The 21,565-nt window shown below is 70.0% G+C and carries 18 protein-coding genes and 1 pseudogene; 13 read left to right on the top strand and 6 right to left on the bottom strand.

What is annotated here, in order from left to right:
* Positions 1-28 precede the first annotated feature (28 nt).
* Entirely contained in the window at positions 29-1,084 is a 1,056-nt protein-coding gene (locus ACFYNL_RS20950) for a flavin-containing monooxygenase (RefSeq protein ID WP_388806240.1), read from the bottom strand.
* Positions 1,085-1,192: 108 nt separating this feature from the next.
* Here ACFYNL_RS20950 and ACFYNL_RS20945 point away from each other — a divergent pair, with 108 nt between their 5' ends.
* The 4 genes and pseudogenes from ACFYNL_RS20945 (at position 1,193) to ACFYNL_RS20930 (ending at position 4,982) form a co-directional block, all read left to right on the top strand.
* Positions 1,193-2,560: an FAD-dependent oxidoreductase gene (locus tag ACFYNL_RS20945; RefSeq protein WP_388805571.1), complete on the top strand. Its 1,368-nt coding sequence runs from the start codon at positions 1,193-1,195 to the stop codon at positions 2,558-2,560.
* A 28-nt stretch (positions 2,561-2,588) separates the two neighbouring features.
* Entirely contained in the window at positions 2,589-3,053 is a 465-nt protein-coding gene (locus tag ACFYNL_RS20940; RefSeq protein ID WP_388805568.1) for an ArsI/CadI family heavy metal resistance metalloenzyme, read from the top strand.
* 7 nt (positions 3,054-3,060) lie between these two features.
* Positions 3,061-3,555 (top strand): annotated as a pseudogene (locus tag ACFYNL_RS20935) (MFS transporter); the annotation flags it as partial.
* A 938-nt stretch (positions 3,556-4,493) separates the two neighbouring features.
* The gene (locus ACFYNL_RS20930; RefSeq protein ID WP_388805565.1) at positions 4,494-4,982 is read left to right on the top strand and encodes a GNAT family N-acetyltransferase; all 489 of its coding nucleotides are present in this window, start codon (positions 4,494-4,496) and stop codon (positions 4,980-4,982) included.
* 370 nt (positions 4,983-5,352) lie between these two features.
* On the opposite strand, the gene ACFYNL_RS20925 is transcribed toward ACFYNL_RS20930, so the two are convergent.
* On the bottom strand, positions 5,353-5,682 hold the full coding sequence (locus ACFYNL_RS20925) for a hypothetical protein (protein ID WP_388805562.1): 330 nt from the start codon (positions 5,680-5,682) through the stop codon (positions 5,353-5,355).
* Between the two features lie 124 nt (positions 5,683-5,806).
* Here ACFYNL_RS20925 and ACFYNL_RS20920 point away from each other — a divergent pair, with 124 nt between their 5' ends.
* On the top strand, positions 5,807-7,222 hold the full coding sequence (locus ACFYNL_RS20920; protein WP_388805559.1) for a DEAD/DEAH box helicase: 1,416 nt from the start codon (positions 5,807-5,809) through the stop codon (positions 7,220-7,222).
* Positions 7,223-7,428: 206 nt separating this feature from the next.
* Complete coding sequence (locus ACFYNL_RS20915) at positions 7,429-7,671, top strand: DUF5302 domain-containing protein (RefSeq protein WP_388806239.1); 243 nt, start codon at positions 7,429-7,431, stop codon at positions 7,669-7,671.
* Between the two features lie 708 nt (positions 7,672-8,379).
* On the opposite strand, the gene ACFYNL_RS20910 is transcribed toward ACFYNL_RS20915, so the two are convergent.
* Positions 8,380-10,065 (bottom strand): ribonuclease J, encoded by a 1,686-nt coding sequence (locus ACFYNL_RS20910; protein ID WP_388805556.1) that lies wholly within the window; start codon positions 10,063-10,065, stop codon positions 8,380-8,382.
* A gap of 838 nt (positions 10,066-10,903) precedes the next feature.
* On the opposite strand from ACFYNL_RS20910, the gene ACFYNL_RS20905 reads away from it, so the two are divergent.
* The gene (locus ACFYNL_RS20905; protein WP_014670069.1) at positions 10,904-11,107 is read left to right on the top strand and encodes a cold-shock protein; all 204 of its coding nucleotides are present in this window, start codon (positions 10,904-10,906) and stop codon (positions 11,105-11,107) included.
* Between the two features lie 125 nt (positions 11,108-11,232).
* Positions 11,233-11,592: a PQQ-binding-like beta-propeller repeat protein gene (locus tag ACFYNL_RS20900; RefSeq protein WP_388805553.1), complete on the top strand. Its 360-nt coding sequence runs from the start codon at positions 11,233-11,235 to the stop codon at positions 11,590-11,592.
* A 119-nt stretch (positions 11,593-11,711) separates the two neighbouring features.
* Here the strand turns inward: ACFYNL_RS20900 and ACFYNL_RS20895 are convergent, their stop codons facing one another.
* A complete protein-coding gene (locus tag ACFYNL_RS20895) occupies positions 11,712-12,734 on the bottom strand; it encodes a LacI family DNA-binding transcriptional regulator (RefSeq protein WP_388805550.1) in 1,023 nt (340 codons plus the stop codon).
* A gap of 264 nt (positions 12,735-12,998) precedes the next feature.
* Between ACFYNL_RS20895 and ACFYNL_RS20890 the strand changes: the two genes are divergently transcribed.
* Complete coding sequence (locus tag ACFYNL_RS20890; protein WP_388805547.1) at positions 12,999-13,820, top strand: hypothetical protein; 822 nt, start codon at positions 12,999-13,001, stop codon at positions 13,818-13,820.
* 135 nt (positions 13,821-13,955) lie between these two features.
* Here the strand turns inward: ACFYNL_RS20890 and ACFYNL_RS20885 are convergent, their stop codons facing one another.
* A complete protein-coding gene (locus ACFYNL_RS20885; protein WP_388805544.1) occupies positions 13,956-15,098 on the bottom strand; it encodes a cellulose binding domain-containing protein in 1,143 nt (380 codons plus the stop codon).
* A 1,408-nt stretch (positions 15,099-16,506) separates the two neighbouring features.
* Here ACFYNL_RS20885 and ACFYNL_RS20880 point away from each other — a divergent pair.
* The 4 genes from ACFYNL_RS20880 to ACFYNL_RS20865 all read left to right on the top strand — a co-directional run bounded on the left by ACFYNL_RS20880 (position 16,507) and on the right by ACFYNL_RS20865 (position 20,734).
* Positions 16,507-16,839, top strand: coding sequence for a hypothetical protein (locus ACFYNL_RS20880; RefSeq protein ID WP_388805541.1), 333 nt, complete (start codon positions 16,507-16,509; stop codon positions 16,837-16,839).
* Positions 16,840-16,977: 138 nt separating this feature from the next.
* Entirely contained in the window at positions 16,978-18,123 is a 1,146-nt protein-coding gene (locus ACFYNL_RS20875) for a PLP-dependent cysteine synthase family protein (RefSeq protein ID WP_388805538.1), read from the top strand.
* Entirely contained in the window at positions 18,120-19,421 is a 1,302-nt protein-coding gene (locus ACFYNL_RS20870; RefSeq protein ID WP_388805535.1) for an MFS transporter, read from the top strand. The genes ACFYNL_RS20875 and ACFYNL_RS20870 overlap by 4 nt, the downstream gene beginning before the upstream one ends.
* Before the next feature lie 80 nt (positions 19,422-19,501).
* A complete protein-coding gene (locus ACFYNL_RS20865) occupies positions 19,502-20,734 on the top strand; it encodes a DUF1015 family protein (protein ID WP_388805532.1) in 1,233 nt (410 codons plus the stop codon).
* Between the two features lie 33 nt (positions 20,735-20,767).
* Here ACFYNL_RS20865 and ACFYNL_RS20860 read toward each other — a convergent pair whose 3' ends face one another.
* Positions 20,768-21,415, bottom strand: coding sequence for a TetR/AcrR family transcriptional regulator (locus ACFYNL_RS20860; RefSeq protein WP_388805529.1), 648 nt, complete (start codon positions 21,413-21,415; stop codon positions 20,768-20,770).
* Between the last annotated feature and the right edge of the window lie 150 nt (positions 21,416-21,565).

Below are 21,565 nucleotides of genomic sequence, written 5' to 3'. Positions count from 1 at the left end.
ACCAAGCGGGCGAGGGGGGAGACCGGTCTCATAGGCGGGCGAGGTGAGCGGCGATGTGCCGCGCGATCCGGGCGGCGTCCCGCCCCGCCCCACGCAGGGAGTTCGATGACAGGCTGCGCTGCCATTCCAGGCCGACGTACGCCAGCCCCGGATGCGTCAGTGAGATCCCTTCGCGGTGGCGAGGATGCCCGGATGCGTCGAGGGCGCCGAGCGGTACGAGGTAGACCAGGTCGGGCCGGTAGCCGGTGGCCAGCAGGACGGTGTCCACCTCCTCCGTGGTCCCGTCGGCCCAGGTGACCTTGGTGCCGCTGGCGCCAGTGAACACCGGTCGCCGGTCCGGCCGTCCAGAGGTGACGGCGGCCCGGTAGCGGCCGTCGTCGATGACCCACTGGGTCGGCGGCGTGCGCAGGAAGCGGCCGATGGGCAGCGTGTCGAGCCCGGTGTGGGCCAGCCACCAGTGCAGGTCGGAGCCCAGGGTGCGCTGGCGGGCGAACCGCACCGGATGCCGCGCAGCGAGCGTCACCCGCGCCCGCCCGGCGAGCTCGGCGGCGATCTGCACCGCGGAGTTCCCGGCGCCGACGACCACGACCCGCTGCCCGGCGAACGGCTCGGGGGCGCGGTAGTCGGCGGCGTGGAGCAGGGTGCCGGTGTAGGTCGCCAGCCCCGGGAGCTCCGGCCTGTGTGGGCGGCCGAAGGTCCCGGTGGCAGCGACCACGGCCCGCGCCGCCAGCTCCCCGCCGCTCTCCAGGCCCAGCATGAACACGCCGTCTTCGAGGCGGACGTCACGTACCCGGGTCCGGGTGCGGATCTCGGCGTCCAGCTCGTCGGCGCAGCGCAGCAGGTAGGCGACGACCTCGTCGCGGTGTGGGTAGCGGTCCGGGTCGCCGCCGAACGGCAGGCCGGGCAGCGAGCTGTACCGGGCGGGCGAGAAGAGGGTGAGGCTGTCGTAGTGGCGCGGCCACGACCCCGCCGCCCGCTCCGACGCCTCCAGCACCACCGGCTGAAGCCCCTGCCCGCGAAGAGCGTGCGCGGCGGCCAGCCCGGACTGGCCGCCCCCGATCACCGCGACGTCGACCTGCTCCACAAGCCTCATCCTCCCGATTCGATGAATGTCTATGTTGACGTCCATCAATACAGGTGCCATGCTGGGCTGCGCAAGCCATCGACGAATGTCGAAGCAAAGGGGAATCTCGTGAACGCGCCCACCACTGACCAGCTACCCGTCGTGGTCGTCGGAGCCGGCCCGATCGGCCTGGCCGCCGCCGCTCACCTCATCGAGCGCGGCTTCGAACCGCTCGTCCTGGAGGCCGGGCCGTCGGCCGGGACCGCCGTACGGGCCTGGTCGCACGTGCGGCTGTTCTCCCCCTGGGCCGAGGTCACCGACCCGGCCGCCGAAAAGCTCCTCGCCCCGACCGGCTGGATTCACCCCGACGGCGCCACCTACCCCACAGGCGGTGACTGGGCCGAGCAGTACCTGCAGCCGCTCGCCGACGTTCTCGGCGACCAGGTCCGCTACGGCGCCACGGTCACCGGCGTCGCCCGCGCCGGCCGGGACCGCATCGTCGACTCCGGCCGTGACGAGCAGCCCTTCACCGTCCACATCCAGCTCGCCGACGGCCACGAGGAGCGGATCACCGCTCGCGCGGTGATCGACGCCTCCGGCACCTGGTCCACCCCCCGCCCGATGGGCGCCGACGGCCTGCCCGCCCTCGGCGAGAAGACCGCTGCCGATCGCATCTCCTACCGCGTCCCCGACCTGGGTGACCCGGCTGTCCGCGCCCGGTACGCGGGCAAGCGCACCGCAGTGATCGGCTCTGGCGCCTCCGCCTTCACCGCCCTGGCCTACCTGGCCGACCTGGCCAAGGAGGAGGACGAAACCCACGCCGTGTGGATCCTGCGCCGCGGCATCGGCGAGAACACGTACGGCGGCGGCGAGGCCGACCAGCTCCCCGCCCGCGGCGCCCTTGGCCTGCGTGCCAAGGCCGCCGTGGAGGCGGGTCACGCGAGCGCCGCCACCGGCTTCCGTATCCAGTCCGTGGAACGCGACGGCGACCTGCTCGTCCTCGTGGCCGAGGACGGCCGCCGCCTCGACTCGGTCGACGAGGTCATCGTCCTGACCGGCTTCCGCCCCGACCTGTCCTTCCTCTCCGAGATCCGCCTCGGCCTGGACGAACGCCTCCAGGCCCCCACCGCGCTGGCCCCGCTCATCGACCCGAACGTGCACTCCTGCGGCACCGTCGACCCGCACGGCGTGAACGAGCTCTCCCACCCGGAGCAGGGCGTCTACCTGGTCGGCATGAAGTCCTACGGCCGGGCTCCCACCTTCCTCGCGATGACCGGCTACGAGCAGGTCCGCTCCATCACCGCGGCCATCGCCGGGGACCGCGAGGCCGCCGAGCGCGTCGAGCTCACCCTCCCGGAGACCGGAGTGTGCGGCGGCGCGGGCCTGTTCGACGACCCCGACGCTGCTCAGAGCAGCGGGGGCGGAGGAGGCTGCTGCGCAGCTCCGGCCACCCTGCAGATCGGCATCGGTGCCCCTGCCGTCCCCGGCGGCTGCTGAACTCCCCATCCACCCAAGGAGGTTCGCCATGACCCGCGTACAACTCGCCCTGCGCGTCCCCGACCTCGACGCGTCCGTCGCCTTCTACAGCAAGCTGTTCGGCACCGAGCCCGCCAAACTCCGCGACGGCTACGCCAACTTCGCCATCGCCGAGCCCCCGCTCAAACTCGTCCTCATCGAAGGCACCGCGGGCGAGACAACCCGCCTCGACCACCTCGGCGTCGAGGTCGACAGCACCGACGCCGTCCACGAAGCCACCACCCGCCTGAGCGAGGCGGGCCTGGCCACCGGCGTGGAGAACGACACCACCTGCTGCTACGCCCTCCAGGACAAGGTCTGGGTCCACGGCCCCGGCCAGGAACCCTGGGAGGTCTACGTCGTCAAGGCCGACGCCGACACCCTGGCCAAGCAGCAGGGCAGCACCTGCTGCGCCGGCCCCATCGACGCCGACAGCGACTCGAAGGAGCCGGTGGCCGCGGGCGGCTGCTGCTGACCCACCGATGACCGACCTCCACACCAGCGGGGCCGTGACCGGGACGGGGGACTGGTCACGGCCCCCCGCCGCGCTGCCCGCCCTGTGCGTCACCCGGATCACCAGCTGGGGAATCGTCTACTACGCCTTCCCCGTGCTGAACCCCCCAGTTCATCGGCGTAACCGGCTCGCCTGCCGGAGCCACAACGGCATCGTTCTCGGCCGCGCTGCTCGTCTCGGCCCTCGCCGGAATCCGTATCGGCCGGATCATCGATCGTCATGGTCCCCGCCCGTTGTGATGACCATCGGCTCCATCCTCGGCGCGCTCAGCCTCCTCGGCGTAGCCGCCGCGCCCAGCCTGCCCGTCTTCGCCATCGGCTGGCTACTCGCTGGAGGTGCGATGGCCGCTACCTTCTACCAACCCGCTGCCGCCGCTCTCACCCGCTGGTTCGCCCCGCACCACATAAGGGCCCTCACCGTCGTCACCCTCGCCGGCGGCCTCGCCTCCACCGTCTTCGCCCCCGCACGTACGTCGGGTGGGAGTCCGACCTCGCGCGGCTCGGCCGTGACCTGGTCGACGTTGTGCCCAGGTTGTCGTTCGACGTGATCGAAGCTGACCGCAAGCTGGCCACTTGGGCGCGGTGGATCCGGTTCGTTGCGACTGATCCGGTGATTACCGCCCAGGCCCAGCTCCGTTGGCTCGTACTAGGCTGCCGAGATCGGCCGCCTGATACAGCACCAGCACCCAGGAGCGTCCCCGCCCTGTGATCGGCACCGACGCCCGAGTCCGCGGCGCCAGCTGAGTCGCCTAATTTCGCCCGCCTCGACGCCTACCCCACTGGCAGACCTCTCGCCCGCACCCGAGTCTCACCCTTTGCAGCAATCCGTCCCGCCGGATGAGATCCAGCGGGACGGGTTTACCAACAGCGTTGGGAACATCCCGACGGGGCTTTTGCGGAGTTCGTCGTGGCCACCGGTGACCTGTCGGTCTACGCGGACGCCGGTCCTGGCCTCCGCGGCCGGGACCGCATCTGCTCGATGTCGGTCGGGCGCGGCGGCCCGTGGCGAGCAGCAGCCGTTCCTCCTGGGCGGCCTGTTCGTCGCCGTGCAGGGGCTTGTGCGGGGATGCGGAGCAGGGATCCGGAGCGAGTCGGGAAGGACGCGGCGATGGCGTCCACGACGGAGGCGAGAGCGTCGGCCTCGGCCAGTGTGGTAGGCGCGGGGCGCGGGAGGCGTCCCGTACCGGGTGCATCGGGTGCGCGGCGGCCTCGCACAGGCGGCGTCGGGCGTGTTCGGCCACGATGATCTGCGTGTACGTGGGCGTTTGCCGGGGCGATTCGGCGGCAGTGACGTGGCCGAGCGGGGCCTGGGTGAGGGGTTCCGGGGAGCGGTGCAGGAACCGCCTACGCGAGCAGCGGACCCGCCGCACGAAGGCACTTCCCGGTGCGAAATACTCTCCCGATGAGTTCACGCACTTCCCCGATCAGCCAGCCGGTCACGATACGGAGGGCGGTCGCGCGGGATGCCAAACGGCTCACGCGGCTCGTGCGTGGCTCAGGCGCCTATGAGGGTAAGTACGCAGCCGCAGTCGCGGGCTACCGGGTCGGTCCTGATTACATCGAGGCCCACCGTGCCTTTGTGGCCGTCGGCGCCGACGAGCAGGGAGGCCGGGTCCTCGGTTTCTACTCGCTCGTTCTTGCTCCACCGGAGCTCGACCTGCTGTTCGTCGCCGACGACGTGCAAGGACGAGGTATTGGACGGCTGCTTGTGGCGCACATGCAGTCCGAGGCCCGTGGTGCCGGGATCGACCGTCTCAAGGTCGTCTCGCACCTTCCCGCCGCGGACTTCTACCACCGCGTAGGTGCAGTGCGGACCGGGACCGCGCTCGCGAACCCGCCCGCCGTGCCGTGGGACCGTCCCGAATTCGAGTTTCGCATTCCTTCGGAATGACGCGGTGTGCCGGTTCGCAGGGCAACGGCTACGCCTGCATGGTGGCCGCTTGCAGGAGCCGCTGGGCGCCGCGCGCTCCGTGCGTGCCGGCTCCTCTGCCCTGGCGCGGTGATCACCTGCGCCGGCGGTCTGCCCCCAAGGCCCGGACGTCCCAGGCCAGGGCCCGGGCGGGATCTCCGTGAGATCTGCCAGATGGTGAGCGAGAGAGCAGCGGTGAAGCAGTCGGGAACTCCTCGACCAGCAAACGGCAACGCCGGTCCTCCCGGTCGGCCACGTGGGCCCGATCCCGCGGCAGTCGCACCAGCCCGCAGCGGCGGATCTCGGCGACCGCGGCCCGCATCTCATCGCCGTTGACCGTGTCGGCCCACGCCTACCTCGGTGGTTCAGTCGGCACCAGGGTTCGGGTGGAGAGCCGGTACCGGTCAGTCGCGGTCAGCGTGATCGCCTCATGACTCGCCTCGATACGCAAGCCGGCAAGCACCGGCATGCCGGGCTCGCGTGCGGGCGCGGTCAGGACCGGCTCGCCCGCATCCGCCAGCACGGGACCCTTCAGCGCCGTGATCGGAACACCCGGCATGTTCCAGAGCGCGGACTTGATGACAGCAGCGCCTTCTGCTGTGCCGCCGCGTCTCCCGCGTCCGGCTTGCTGACCTGCACCCGCAGCAGGGGCGATCGGTATCAACGGCGCGAGGTATGCCATGTGTTAGTCTCACGCGTTTGCGTGGTCGTCGTGGTGGGCGATTCTGTCTGTCCGTTCGGCTTGTGCGTGGGCTGTTCAAACCTGCCGAGCCTTCCTCGGTACGTTCCTTTACGGAAGGCTGTTCATGAAGCATCCCAATGACTCCGGCATCGCTCACGGCAGTCCCGCCCAGCCCGGGGCAACGACCCCGGCGCTGCTCCCGGCCGTCACCTTCGCCGGTCTGGACCTGCCGACGGAGGTGCTGCGGACACTGAGCGAACTCGGGGTGCGCGAACCCTTTCCGATCCAGGCCGCCACACTGCCCGACGCCCTGGAGGGGCGCGACATCCTGGGACGCGGGCGCACCGGATCAGGCAAGACGCTCGCCTTCGGCCTGCCGCTGCTCGCACGGACGGCCGGGCGGCGTGCCGAACCGAAGCAGCCCCTCGCTCTGATCCTGGTGCCCACCCGGGAGCTGGCCCAACAGGTCACCCAGGCGCTGGCGCCGTACGCCGAGGCACTGCGGCTGCGGATCGCCACGGTCGTCGGCGGAACGTCGATCGGCCGGCAGGTCACCGCGCTGCGCCAGGGAGCCGAGGTGGTCGTCGCCACCCCCGGACGCCTGCACGACCTGATCGAGCGCAACGCCTGCCGCCTGGGACGGGTGAGAATCACCGTGCTGGACGAGGCCGACCAGATGTGCGACTTGGGATTCCTGCCGCAGGTTGCCGACGTGCTCGACCAGGTGCACCCCGACGGTCAGCGGATGCTTTTCTCGGCCACTCTCGATCGCGACGTCGATCAACTGGTCCGCCGCTACCTCCACGACCCCGTCGTCCACTCGGTCGACCCGGCCGCGGGCACGGTCACGACGATGGAGCACCACGTCCTGGTCGTCCACGGCCCTGACCGCTACGCCGTCACCACGGAAATCGCCGCCCGCGACGGCCGCGTACTGCTGTTCCTCGACACCAAGCACGCCGTCGACCAGCTCACCCGGCATCTGCGGGCCAGCGGGGTGCACGCCGGGGCCCTGCACAGCGGCAAGTCCCAGCCACAGCGCACACGGACGCTGGCGCAGTTCAAGAACGGCCAGATCACCGTTCTGGTGGCGACCAATGTCGCGGCCCGTGGCCTGCACGTCGACGACCTCGATCTCGTGGTCAACGTCGACCCGCCCACCGATGCCAAGGACTATGTGCACCGGGCGGGCCGCACCGCCCGCGCCGGTGAGTCCGGCAGCGTGGTCACGCTCGTGCTGGCGGGCCAGCGCCGTGAGACGAGCCGCATGATGGCCGGGGCCGGCATCGAGCCGACCGTCACCAAGGTGCGCTCGGGCGAGGCTGAGCTGAGCCGGATCACCGGCGCCAAGACTCCCTCCGGGATCCCGCTCGACGGCGGGCCCGCCGTCCCCCGACCCAAGAACACCAACGCTCCCTTCCGCGGCCTCGGCACCAGCAAGGGCACCTCCCGCGGCGCCGGCGGCAAGTCCCGAAAGGCGGGCGAGGCCCGCAAGCTCGCCGAGGCCCGCAGGGCCGCCCTCGTGCGTCGCAACGGCTGAGGGCCGTTGCCCTGGCAGCCTGGCCACGGGATCGACGACCCTCGGCCCGGCCCGAAGCCGTCCTGTGTGCCTCACCTGCGAAGTCAACGCCTTTGACCGCGGGAGGGATGCCCGCCGAAACGGAGAAGGATGATGTTGCCGGTGCCTCGCACTGCGCCCGGCATGACAAGCTGTGCTTGCCCACACCCCGAACCCAGGAGATCACCATGACCGCAGAGCCCGTATCTACGGAAGGTTCGGAGCCGGCTGCCCCCGAGACGTCCCCTCTGGAGCCGGACAGCGAGGGCAACTACGACCTCAAGCGCAAGTTCCGCGAAGCCCTTGCGCGCAAGCGCGGTGCGCAGGCGGATGCCGCTGATGTTGCCGCCAAGTCCGATGCATCGAAGGTGCGTTCGGCGCACGGCCCGGCTGCGAGCCAGCGGTCGTTCAGGCGCAAGAGCGGCGGCTGAGTCGATGAGTCCCGCGATCTAACCGCTTCACCGGCACTCGCGCTATCCACTCGCGCGTCCCGTGCAGTGGCCCGCGACGTGCGCATGCCCGTGCGCGCGTCGCGGGCGGGCGTAGCCGGGGACTCGCCTGGGGGAATGGCCCAGATGCGGTTGGCTCGGGTCGGTGGCGCCGCCGAACTGGAATTCAGGGATGAGGGCACTGCCTTGTCCGAGGTGCGCGGCGGGTGTCGCGCGCCTTGCGTGCCCCTGTACCGCTGTGAACATCGACTGCGGTTGTCCGGGGTGACGGTAGAAGTAGACCTCCGGGTGGCAAGGACATTCGTTGCCCGTCTTGCTGCGGCTGAACGACGCACAGACGGTCGCGTTCCGGGCAGCGGTCGCCTTCGTGCCCAGCCACGACGTGCAGGTGCCGGCCTGCCCCGAGTGGACGCTGTCCGATCTTGTGCAACATCTGAGCGGGATGCACCGCCGCCATGTCACCGGTTCCTCCCGCGGCTTCGGCCGCGAGTTTGCGCAGGCGGCCCTGGAGCGCGGCGACAGGGCCGTCGCCCGCAACACTGCCTCCCTCGCGGACCTGCCGGCCGCCCACGGCGAGGCGATCCGCCTCGTTGAGCCCGGCGGCTTCGCCACCGTCCGGTCCGGGCGTGCCCGACCTCGATGCTCGCGGGGCTGCCACCGCAACCGCGGACCGTGCTGCCGGGCCGCGGCTCAGGCGTCGATGATGACGGGGATGATGAGCGGCTTGCGACGGTGGGTGCGGAACGCCCAGTTCGCCACGGCGCGGGCGAGGAGCTGTTCGAGTTGGCGCGCGTCCCCGACGCCTTCCTCGGCCGCGGTGGCCAGGGTCTTCTCGATGACGGGGATGACCGGCTCGAAGGTGGTGTCGTCGTGGACGAAGCCGCGGGCCAGGAAGTCGGGGGCCTCGGCGAGGGCGCCGGTGTCTGCGTCGACGATCGCCACCACGGTGACCACGCCTTCGGCGGCGAGGGTGAGGCGGTCCTTGAGGGACGCTTCGGTGGCGCCGCCGACTTCCATGCCGTCCACGTAGACGTTGCCGGCGGGGACCTTGCCGGTGATGGACGCCCGCCCGTCGACCAGGTCGACGACGACGCCGTCCTCGGCGATGACGACCCGTTCGGGGTCGACACCGGTACGGATGGCGAGGTCGCCGTTGGCCCGGAGGTGGCGCCATTCCCCGTGCACCGGCATGACGTTGCGGGGTTTGACGATGTTGTAGCAGTAGACGAGTTCGCCGGCGCTGGCGTGCCCGGAGACGTGCACCTTGGCGTTGCCCTTGTGGACCACGTGGGCGCCCCACCGGGTGAGTCCGTTGATCACCCGGTAGATGGCGTTCTCGTTGCCGGGAATCAGGGAACTGGCGAGCAGGACGGTGTCGCCCTTGCCGATGCGGATCATGTGGTCGCGGTTGGCCATCCGTGACAGCGCGGCCATCGGTTCGCCCTGGGAGCCGGTGCACACCAGGGTGACCTTGTGGTCCGGCAGCTTCTCCAGCTCCTTCGTGCTGACGACCAGGCCGGACGGCACCTTGAGATAGCCCAGGTCGCGGGCGATGCCCATGTTGCGGACCATCGACCGGCCGACGAAGGCGACCTTGCGGCCGTGCTGGTGGGCGGCGTCCAGGACCTGCTGGATGCGGTGCACGTGGCTGGCGAAGCTGGAGACGATGACCCGGCGCGGCGCGGTGCGCATCACCTGCTCGATCGCCGGGTTCAGCTCTCGCTCGGAGGTGGTGAAGCCGGGTACTTCGGCGTTGGTGGAGTCGGTGAGGAACAGGTCCACGCCCTCCTCGCCGAGGCGGGCGAAGGCGCGCAGATCGGTGATGCGGTCGTCGAGAGGGAACTGGTCCATCTTGAAGTCGCCGGTGTGCAGCACCATCCCGGCCTGGGTGCGGATCGCGACCGCGAGGCTGTCGGGGATGGAGTGGTTGACCGCCACGAATTCGCAGTCGAAGGGCCCGAAGCCGCGCCGGTCGCCCTCCCGCACCCGCACCGTGCGCGGCCGGATGCCGTGTTCTTTGAGCTTGGCCTCCAGGAATGCCAGCGTCAGCTTGGAGCCGACAAGGGGAATGTCGGACCGCTCGCGCAGCAGGTACGGCACGCCGCCGATGTGGTCCTCGTGGCCGTGGGTGAGGACCACGGCCACGATGTCGTCCAGCCGGTCCCGGATCGAGGTGAAGTCCGGCAGGATCACGTCCACGCCGGGCTGGGTCTCCTCGGGGAACAGCACGCCGCAGTCGACGATGAGCAACTTGCCCGCGTGCTCGAAGACGGTCATGTTGCGGCCGATCTCACCTAGGCCGCCCAAGGCGACGACCCGCAGCCCTCCTTCGGGAAGGGGCGGGGCGGCTTTCAGCTCGGGGTGCGGATGACTCATACCCTGACGGTACCCGGAGAGCGGGACAGGGTGATCCACTGCCTGTGCGATCTCCAGTTCCCGACGGAGCGGGGCACCCGCAGCGTGCCTCGACACCATCGGATCACGCCGGCGACCGGGGACAGGGAGCGGTGAAAGCGGTACCACGTTCCGTGGCCGAACCGTTCGCCCGGTGCTGGAGAGGATCTCGTGCACCGTGTCGTGGTTTCCGGCGTTCGCTGCCTCCCGGCGGGCCTCGGAACTGGTCCACTCGCAGTAGTCGAGACTCGGGTGTCCTCGGCGCTCAGGAGCAAGTGGGCTGAGAGGGACCCGAGGCAGCTTCCTTCGCCGGGCAGACAGATGGCGGTGTCAGAAGCGCTTGCCGCCCTCGCCCGCCATGCAGGAAGCCGATGTGGTGCCCCATCGAACTCGACGACGAGGTCGCGCGGGGGCGGCTCGTCCGCGGTATCGAGCCGGTTCCGGGAAGTCGAAGGTGACGTCGTGGGGGGAGGGGCCGGTCACGCATGATCGGTGGGGCCCACCCGGAGAACAGTCGGCGGCGGGGAGAGGCCACGCCTAGCCGCAGCCCTGTGCAGAAGAAGGGCGCGAAACAGCTTGATCACCATCGGCCGAGTCTCACGGGCGATCCAGCCCTTCGTTCCGGCCGGATGCTGGCGCGTTTGCGCTAGCGGCTTCCGTCATGCCGTTATAGCGTTGTGATCAGCAGTCGTGGTTCCGAAGTTTCGTTCGCCCGTGATCGCCTCACGGGCGTTCTTGCTGTTCAGCGCCTCTCCGGACCAGGGCTATCACCTCCCGGTCGCGCAGGATGCGTGCCCGGTTTCCCTCGAAGGAGACAGTCATGGCCAAGGGCACAGTGAAGTGGTTCAACAGCGAGAAGGGCTTCGGCTTCATCGAGCAGGAGGGCGGCGGCCCCGACGTCTTCGCCCACTACTCCAACATCGCCAGCCAGGGCTACCGCGAGCTGCAGGAGGGCCAGAAGGTCGAGTTCGACGTCACGCAGGGCCAGAAGGGCCCGCAGGCTGAGAACATCCGCCCCGCCTGATCGCACCTCGGTAAGGGCCCGGCATCCCGGCTTCGGGGCGCTGGGCCCTTACCATCGCACGACGGTTCATCTGACTACGGGGTGCGGCCGGGCGCTGGCCTGGGACGGGCAAAAAGGGACGCCCGTTGTTTGACACTCAGGTCGCCCGACGCATCAGTACGGCCCCCTTGGTCGCCCGCGACGCCGTCTGCATCGCCGCATTCGACCCAGGGCGGCTTGTAGCCCTCGATCCGCTCTCTGGAAGAGAGCTGTGGCGCAAGAGTGCAGGCGGCGCCTTTTCCACCACGCCGTTCATGGCGGGCGATCGGATCTGGGCCAGTGACCTTACTGGTGTACTGCACGCGTGGGATCCGCGCACCCGCCGGAGTACGGCCCAGCTGCCGGCGCGGTGGAGCGAAGAAGGCCGCGGACAACCCGCCGTTGAGAGCCGCATGGTGTTCGTCTCCACCAGCGGCGGTTGGCTGCAAGCGTGGGAACTGCCGTGAGGACTCGCCCGCCATAGCCTGCGACACAGCACGACCCAGCACGACGCAGCGATCGGGAGCGCTCCCAAAACTCTTGACAGATGTCTCCGTTCGGGTCACCAGGCGGGCGCCGACGCTCTTCAGGCGGAATCACGGACCTGTAGCTCCGTACGGAGGATGACGTGGCGGTAGGCCACCGACGGCTCCTCCATGTCCTCCAGCAGCAGCCGGATCATGGCCCGCCCCATGTCCTCCAGTGGCTGACGCACCGTGGTCAGGCGTGGCTCGGTGCGCTGAGCCAGTGGAAAGTCGTCGAAACCGATCACTGCGACGTCCTCCGGTACCCGCCGCCCTGCCGCACGCAGTGCATGCAGAGCCCCCACCGCCGTGGTGTCCGACGCGGCGAGTACGCCGTCGATCTCCGGATGCCGTGCGAGCAGTTCCGCCATGGCGCGGCGCCCGCTCTCCTCCGTGAAGTCACCCTCCGCGACCAAGGACTCCTCGTACGTCAGGCCGGCCAGCGCCAGAGCATCCTGATAGCCACGCAGCCGGCACTGGGCGACGTACATGTCCAACGGCCCCGCGATGGTGGCGATCGCTCTGCGGCCCCGTGCCAGCAGATGGGAGACGGCGCTGCGGGCACCGCCCACGTTGTCGGCGTCGACGTAGCTGACGTATTCGTCGCCGGAGCGGCGCCCCAGCATCACGGTCGGCAACCGTGCCTCGGCGAGCATGTCCGGCAGCCGGTCTCCCGCGTGCACGGACAACAGCAGGACTCCGTCGACGCGGCCGCCGCGGGCGTACTCCAGAAAGCGTTTGCGCTCGGTGTCCGAGCGGACCAGGGTCAGCATCAGTTGCATCCCGGTGTCCGTCAGCGCGTCCCCGAGTGAGCCCACGATCTCCGAGAAGAACGGCTCGGCGAACACCCTCCAGTCGGGCTCCGTCAGAACGAGAGCGACGGCATCGGTGCGCCGTCCGGCCAGGGAGCGGGCCGCGAGATTGGGCACGTACCCCAATTCCTGGATGGCTCGCTGCACGGCTTCGCGCGTCGATTCCTTCACGCCGGCCGCGTTGTTGATGACACGGGAGACCGTGCCCCGCCCCACCCCCGCGCGAGCGGCCACCTCTTCCAGTGTTGGCGTACCGGGGCGTCGCCTGCCCATGACCACCTCCCCCACGAGATCATCCGATCTTACGTGGCGGCGGAACCGGGCACACGGCTTCCAGGCGTGACCTGAGTTCCGTGGGTCAAGAGGACGTCTGGTTCGCCTCGTTCATGAGCGATTGCGCTCTGCACGTCGTCGCGTTCAGGCGATTCGCAGCTGCGGCGCTGTCAGGTGGGCCCCTGACCGTGACCGAACTCGTTCCGCGGACACCGGTGAGCAGCACCGATTCGGCGGGGAGCCGCAGTCTGAGACGATCGTGTCATGGGTGCTGACAGTCTGCGTCTGCCTGATGCTCCGGCTCATGAGCCTGATTTCGAGGACGACTTCACCGCTGCGCAGCTCAGGAAAGATCGCTGGGTCGATCACTATCTGCCCCACTGGACGTCACCCGAGCGGTCTCGGGCACGCTACGACATCGACGATTCCGGATTGCGGCTGCGTATTGACGCCGACCAGCCGGACTGGCGAGAGGAAGACGCTCCGCTTCGCGTGTCCAACGTGCAGACCGGGGTCTTCTCCGGCCCAGCGGGCTCGCACCGGGGCACGCATCGCCACCGTTCCGACGGACTCGTCGTCCGTACGGAGACCCCCGAGCGGCTGCTGTGGGCACCCACCGCCGGACGGGTGGAGGTGACGGTGAGCGCGAGCGTGGACGAGGGGTGCATGCTCGCGGCATGGCTTGTGGGGACGGAGCATCTGTCGGAGGGGGACAGCGGTGAGATCTGTGTCTTCGAGATCGACGCCGACGCTGTCGGCGAGAGGAAGAGCCGCGCCCGGTGCGGGATGAAAGCGCATTCGGACGGGCGGCTCACCACCGACGTGACGGAAGTCGTCCTTCCTCTCGACGCCTCGAAACCCCACACCTGGACGGCTGTGTGGGGGCCGTCGGGCACGATCATCGGTTGCGAGGGCGTCATCCTGAAACGGATGCCTCAGTCTCCCGCCTACCCGCTCTTCCTGATGATCGACCTCTTCGAGATCGGTCCTCGCTTCCACTCCGAGACCTCCTACCCGAAGACCGCTCACGTCCATGGCGTGCGTGGGTGGGATGCACTCGACCAGCCCGATACGGATGCTTCGTGAGAAAGGCGGGACCCGCCCCTCAGGCACGAGCCTGGAGGGCGGGTTCCGCGTGGGCATACGTGACTCTGGTCCCGTGTGCGCGCGGCAGTGGGGCGGCCGGCCGGTGTCCCGGTCGGGTTAATCACCCTGAGGACGTCAAGCCGGGGTGCAGGAAGTGCCGTTCAGGCTGAAGGCGGACGGCTTGGCGAAACTGCCGCTGTAGGAGGCCTGGAAGCCGAAGGAAACCTGGTCACCGGGTGCAAGGGACGCGTTGTACGCCAGGTTGCCGGCCTTGACCGCCCCCGACGACGGAGAGATCCCGGCGTTCCACGCGCTGGTGATCGTCTGCCCAGCGGGCAGCGTGAACGCGAGATTCCAGCCGTTGACCGGCGAGGAACCCGTATTGGTCAAGGTGACATCGGCGGTGAAGCCGCCCTGCCACACGCTCGTGCTGTAGGCCACCTTGCATGCCGCGGGTCCGCTGGGAGTGCCGGGACCGCCGGGGGAGCCGCCGCCGAGGTTGACGGTCGAGGAGAAGGAGTTCACCGCCAGTCCGGCGCCGTTCCTCCAGGGCTCGAAGCCTGCCTGAACGCTCGTCAGGTACCAGTCGTTCCGGGCGAGTCCGCGGGAGACGGCTTGCCGGACGAAGTCCATGGCGTCGAAGCTCCAGTTGTCGATCGCGGACGGCGCGACGAAGGACAGCACGTCGTTGGAGCCGTTGCTGCCCGACCACACCTGCCAGATGCGTCCGCCCACGGTGGCGGTGCCGACCTGGGAGCCGATGGGCTGGATCGGGCCCACCTTGTTGAACCAGATCATGATCTCGGTCCGGTTCACGCCGTCGGTGCGGGGTGTCGGGTCCAGCCAGATGTCGTACGAGGCGTTGTACGCGGCGTCGCCGCCCACGTAGCTGTAGGAGATGCTCGTGGGCGCGTCGGCGATGGTGCTCAGTCGCGCCGGGAGCTTCGTGCCGGGGGAGCAGTTGGTGTAGTGGCAGCCGTTGTACACGGACGGGTAGGACTTCGGGGCACCGTTCGTCGGGACCGAACCGTCGGCTTGGGCAACTCTGAAGCCCGAGTCCGTGACGGTGATGCACTGGGGCTGACTGGTCCCCCAGCGGTTGTTCTGCACGACGTACCGGCCCTGGATGGTCGTGGAGCCGAATTGCTCGCAGATCGTTGTGTCGGCGTGCGACGTCGAAGCGCCGGTGAGAAGCGCTGCCAGGGCGACGAGGGAGGTGAGCAGCGCACCGGACAGGGCGCGTACCCCGCGGCGGGCTTGGTGGCGTGATGGTTGCATGCGGCTCCTCCGCAATGGACGTGGGGGGAGAGAGAAGAGCGCCCTCTCTTGGCCAGCGGGAGCGCTCCCATCATGGAGATGCGGGTAGCGGCGGTCAAGACGCTTGAAGACTCGAAGGCTCAAAGCGGTTCAGTTCCAGGAAAGTTCAGCAGTCCCCTGGGCAACCACGCCACTCGGCGCTACCGTCCTTCGCACCAGTGGGAGCGGTTCCAATGGTTGAGCGCGCCGGTCACGGCGCGCTCAACCGCCAGGAGTCGCTCATGCGACACCCCCCACCTTCGACACTTTCAGCCGTTGCGGGCGCCGACTCGTTCGTCGCCACCACGGTCGGCCCGATGGTCTTGGCCCGGGGAGCAACGCGTCCTCGGCCCGAGGGAGCACACCGTCGACGATCAGCGGGACAACGGCTTCCACGGATCAGTGAGAAGTACCAACGGGTCCGCCACGCCGCACAGTCGGACACTGCCGTTCGACCTTCGCCGAAAGGCGGACGCTCGACAGGCTCGCCGTCACCGCTGTCGTGACGGCGACCGTGCGTGAGGAGGCTCCTCCTGGAGGCGGCCGGGCGCACTCGCCGCAGCGAACAAGCCATTCGCATGACGGGTTCGACCAGGGTTTCGGAGCTGGTGTTCGATCACTGCCGTCGAGCCGCTAGGATCACGGCATGGTTACGGCTTGGTCGCCCTGGCGCATCGTCAGGACCCGCTCCGGTGCGGGTCCGTTGCTGCGCGTGCTGGCCATGGCCGTGCTGCTGTCCGGCTTCCTCGTGACACACGGCATTCACGTGGAGAGTGTCCAGGGGCACCTTTCGACCAGCGCAGCCATCCCCGCCGCAGTGCAGGCCGATGGCGTTCGTCACGCAGCGGACGAGCCTGCGCGGCTGTTCGCCGCCGACGCCGACGCCGACGATCATCATGGCGGCCATGGGACGTCCCACCCCGGCGAGCACTGCGCACCCGGACAGCCTCAGCAGAGTCCTGCCCCGGTGTCGCCCTGCTGTGCGGCGTCGGTCCGCGAATCGACCAGTTCCCACGGTGGCTCGACCGTGCGTGGGCCGGCCGCTGGTAGGCCCATGGACGGTGCGTCTCCCGCCGCGCTGAGAGCGGTCTGCGTGGTGCAGCAGGTCTAGGAGGTACGGACTCCTCCAACCGGCCTGCCGGCTGTCACCGGTTCGGCTGGTGGTGCGCGACGAGTGTCGTGTCCCGTGTTCATGATGGGCCGTCACGTTCGTCGAAGCCGTCCTGCCCCCCACCCATGTCTGCGCCTCGCTCCGCCCTTGCCGGAGACGCGGCGGCAGCGCGGAGGACCTGTGCCGACACCTTCCCGTACGTCTGCGAACGCCCCCTGGGCGACACGCGGTTCACCGTCGTGGCGCCGATTGGTCTCGGCGATCCGCGGCACCTTCGTGATGGCGCTCATTCTGTGCGCCGTGATGCACTGCGCGTCCGAGGAGACGCACGCGCCGGTGCCGGACACGGCCGGATTCTCGGCGACGGCTCCGGGCGAGGAACCTCATGGACCCCACGCTCCCCACGGGGCCGAGGACTGTGTGGCGGACGTGATCGTGCGTACCGCGGCTCAGTCCGGTGAGGATCTTCCGCTCGGCGCGCCGGCCGTCGTCGTGCTCCTCGCCGTGTCCCTGTCGCTGGGACGACCCCTCGTACGGCATGAACGCCGTAGACGTCGCCGCGCACGCAACGGCCGTGTGGCGCTCGTCGTCACGTCGCGGTGGCGGATCTAGGCCACTCGCTCGCAGCCGACCGACTTCTCGGCTGCCGCGTGCCCATGCCTGAGCGCGGACCCCCGGTCTGCTTCAGGGCCATGACACGCGAGATGAACCCGCACCCGGTATTCATCGAGCGAGAGTGAGCACACAGACATGCAGTCATCGACCAAGCCCGCGGTCGCCCCGGGCGGGTCCGCCGCCCTGTCCGGCCTGGTGGGCAACACCCCACTGCTGCGGGTCTCGGAGCCGCTGGCCCCTGCCGGACGTGGTTTCTGGGCGAAGCTTGAGGGGTTCAACCCCGGCGGCATCAAGGACCGTCCGGCGCTGCACATGGTGGAGCGGGCCCGCGCGCGCGGTGACCTGAGGCCCGGCGGACGGATCATCGAGTCCACCAGCGGGACCCTGGGTCTGGGGCTGGCTCTGGCCGGGATGGTGTACGGCCATCCGGTCACCCTGGTCACCGATCCGGGCCTGGAGTCGTCCATGACCCGGTTGCTGACCGCGTACGGAGCCCAGGTCAACGTCGTCTCGGAGCCGCATCCGACGGGCGGTTGGCAGCAGGCGCGCCGTGAACGCGTGCAGCGGCTGCTGGAGCAGCATCCGGATGCCTGGTGCCCGGACCAGTACAACAACCCGGACAACGTCGCCGCCTACACGCCGCTGGCCCTCGAACTCGGCTCCGAGATGGGCCACATCGACGTGCTGGTGTGCAGTGTCGGCACCGGCGGCCACTCCGCGGGCGTCTCCCGGGTGCTGCGGCAGCTCTACCCGGAGCTGACCGTCGTGGGAGTGGACACCACCGGTTCGACGATCTTCGGCCAGCCCGCCCGGCCGCGGCTGATGCGCGGGCTGGGCTCCAGCATCTATCCCCGAAACGTCGCCTACGGGAGCTTCTCGGAAGTGCACTGGGTGGCCCCGGCCGAGGCGGTGTGGACGTGCCGCCGACTGGCCGCCTCCCATTACGCCACCGGTGGCTGGAGTGTGGGCGCGGTCGCGCTGGTGGCCGGCTGGCTGGCCCGGACGATGCCCGCGGACGCACGGATCGTCGCGATCTTCCCCGACGGTCCGCAGCGCTACCTGGGAACGGTCTACGACGACGACTACTGCGCCGCCCACGGCCTGCTGGACTCGCCGCCGGCGCCCGAACCGGAGCTGATCGGCCGCCTGGACGAGAAGGAGGTCACGCGCTGGACCCGGTGCACCACCGTGGTCGATCCCCTCGCTCTGCGAGGTGCGGAGCGCGACGCCGCCGAGGTCGCGCCGGCTGCCGGGCCCGAGTCCTGCGAGGAGGGCCGGTGAGGGGGCTGTTCACCCAGGTCCGCTCGTACGAACGCAGTGTCCAGCTGTTGATGGTGAACCAGTTCACCATCAACCTCGGCTTCTACATGCTGATGCCGTACCTGGCCGCCCATCTGTCCGGAACGCTGGGACTCGCCGGGTGGATCGTCGGACTCGTCCTCGGTGTGCGCAACTTCAGTCAGCAGGGCATGTTCCTGGTCGGCGGGACGCTCGCGGACCGGCTCGGCTACAAGCCGATGATCGTCGCGGGGTGTGTGCTGCGTACGCTCGGTTTCGCCACGCTCGGGCTGGTGGATTCACTGCCCGCGCTGCTGGCCGCGTCCGCGGCCACCGGGCTCGCCGGTGCGCTGTTCAATCCGGCGGTACGGGCCTACCTCGCGGCCGACGCGGGGGAGCGCAGGGTCGAGGCGTTCGCCCTGTTCAACGTGTTCTACCAGGCCGGCATCCTGCTTGGCCCGCTGGTGGGCATGGTGCTGACCGGGGTCGATTTCCGCGTGACCTGCCTGGTGGCGGCCGGGATCTTCGCGCTGCTGAGCGTCGTACAGATCCGCGCGCTGCCCGCCCGGCGGGCCGAGGACGCCGGGCGGCAGGAGAGCGACGGCGGTCAGGGCGTGCTCGCCCAGTGGCGCGGCATCCTCGCCAACCGGCCGTTCGTGTTGTTCTCCGTCGCCATGATCGGGTCGTACGTCCTGTCCTTCCAGGTCTACCTGGCGCTGCCCCTGGAGGTCCGTCGGCTCGGCGGCGACGGGGAGTTCGGCACGGCCGCGGTGGCGGTGCTGTTCGCCGTGTCCGGGCTGAGCACGATCCTCGGCCAGACACGGGTGACGGCGTGGTGCAAGGCGCGGTACGAGCCCGGACAGGCGCTCGTGCGGGGGCTGACGGCGATGGGCCTCGCCTTCGTTCCGCTCCTGGCTGCCACCGCCGTACCCGTACCGCAGTCCCGGATCGGGCTGTGGCTGCTCGCGGCCGTGCCCCCGACGCTCGCCGCGTTGCTGCTGGCCGTCGGCACGATGATCGCCTACCCGTTCGAGATGGACACCATCGTCCGTCTCAGCGGTGACCGGCTCGTCGCCACCCACTACGGGCTGTACAACACCATCTGCGGTATCGGCATCACCGTCGGGAACCTGGGCACAGGCGCCGCGCTCGACGCCGCCCGCGCGGCCGGCATGCCCGCGCTGCCGTGGCTCACGTTGTGCGCGCTCGGCCTGGCCTGCGCGGCCGCCCTGTACGGCCTGCACCGAACCGGCCGGCTGGCGGCACCGCCCGCATCCGAGCCGCTGACCGCCACGGTCTGACCCACCGGCCCACCGGCCCGGGGGCGGGGCACCGCAGCGTGCCCCGCCCCTGCTCGACCTGCCTGAACCGGGAGCCTTCGATGCCCGCCCCCTTCGTTTCCCTGACCGAATCCCTTCCCGAACCGACCCCGTTGCGGCTCCGGCCCTTCCGCGCGGTGCGCTACGACGCGCACCGCGCAGCCGACTTGTCCGAGATGCTCGCTCCGCCCTACGACGACCTCGACCCGGCCCGGGTCCGTGCGCTTCGGCGCCACCCTCACCACGTGGCCCGCCTGCTGTACGCGGACGCGCCGCAGGGCGCCGCCCGGGATCTGGGGCGCTGGCTGCGACGCGGTGTGCTGCGCCGGGACGAGCGGCCCGCCCTGTACGTCTACCAGCAACAGCGCGGTGCGCGGATCCTCCAACGCGGTCTGATCGGCGACTTGTCGCTGCCACGCCGGGCGGGGCAACTGCTGCCGCACGAAGACGTGTCGGCCCATGTCGTCCATCAGCGTGCCGCCCATATGTCAGGGCTCCGCGCCCAACTGGAACCCCTGCTGCTGGCGCACCGAGGCATGGAGCCGGCGGCTGCCCGGCTCGTGGACCACGTCACCCGTCGGACGCCGGGCGCGGTCGCACGGATCGGGCCGATCACCCACACGCTGTGGGTATGCGACGACCCGGCGGAACTCGCACTCCTCGCCCGTGGGCTGTCCGTCAGGCAGGCACTGATCGCCGACGGGCACCACCGCCACGCCGCTTGCCTCCAGTTGGGCGGAGACGCGGCAGGCTGGTGGGCCGGCAGTCTCGCCCTGCTGGTCGATATCGCGACGTACCCTCTGCGGCTCTCCGCGATCCACCGAGTGCTGCCGGCACTGGAACCGGAGAAGGCCGCACGCGCCGCGGCCGAAGTGGCCCGAGTCCTCCCGCTCCCCGCAGGACCGCGTCCGCCCGCGCCCGGCGAACTCGTACTGACCGGCGGGGGAGAGGCCTGGAGCATCACCGACCCTGACCCCGGGGCCCTCAGCGAAGCCCTCGCGGATCATCCCAGCCAGTGGGCGCAGCTCCCCGCCGGCGTCAGCGACCTCCTGCTGCTCCGCCATGCCTGGTCCGTCCCCGACCTGCCCGGCGCCGTGACGTACCTCCATGGCGTACGTCAGGCCACGGCTGCCGTGTCCGCTCCGGGCGGCGGCAGCGCGCTCCTGCTGCCCGAGGTCGGTCAGGACACGGTGTGGGAACTGGCCGCTGCCGGAGTGTTGTTGCCCAGGAAGTCCACATCCTTCGGTCCCAAGCCGGCGGCCGGTCTGGCGATGCGCGTGCTGGGCCTGTCGTAGGGGCGCTCCGGTGCTCTCGCCGCGGATGGGCCGTTACGTGCTCTGCGGACCGTAGTGCCGCAAGAACATGTCGACGCCGCCGGTGACGAGACGGTCGGTCAGGTCCTCGTCGATGTGCGTGCCGTAGGAGCTGAAGACCATGTGCGGGAAGACCAGAAGGCCGTAGAACTGGATGATCGCCACCTGGAGGTCGGGGATCTCCAGTCGGCCCTGCTCGGCGAGGGTGCGCAGGGCACCCGCGACCGCGGGGTGGTGGCTCTCCGTGCCGCGGTGCCTCCAGGCCTCCCCCAGCTCGGGGAACCGGTGGAGTTCGGCGGCGACGAGGTTGCGCAGGGCGGTGACCTCATGGTTGCTGCGGACGGCGTGGACCCAGGTGCGGGCCGCTTCGACGAGAGCGGCCCGCAGGTCCTCGGCTTCGGCCAGGTGCTCCAGTGCGACCGAGGACTCCCCGGCGAGCGGCTCGTCGAGCGCGCTTGTGATCACCGCGGTGAACAGGGCTTCCTTGCTGCCGAAATGGTTGTAGACGGTCACCTTCGACACGCCTGCCTCGGCGGCGATGGTGTCCATGCCCACGCCGAAACCCTCCCGCAGGAACAGGTCGCGCGCGGCCCGCACGATGGCCTGCCGCTTGAGCTGTGCCCGGGGTCCGCTGGGGGGCTGCTTGACGCTGTCCACGCTCATGACCTCGACCCTAGCACCCACCTGAACTGTACGGTTGAGTTCATGTGAACTGAACGGTACGGTTCAGATTGAGCGAGGTCGAACAGGGCCGCGCTCCTCGCGCCGCGCGCAGCGCGGCCCCGACCGGAACGACGCACCAAAAGGACTCGT

Source organism: Streptomyces sp. NPDC007808 (assembly GCF_042868655.1).
GTDB lineage: Bacteria > Actinomycetota > Actinomycetes > Streptomycetales > Streptomycetaceae > Streptomyces.
This window is presented reverse-complemented; position numbering and strand designations above follow the sequence as displayed.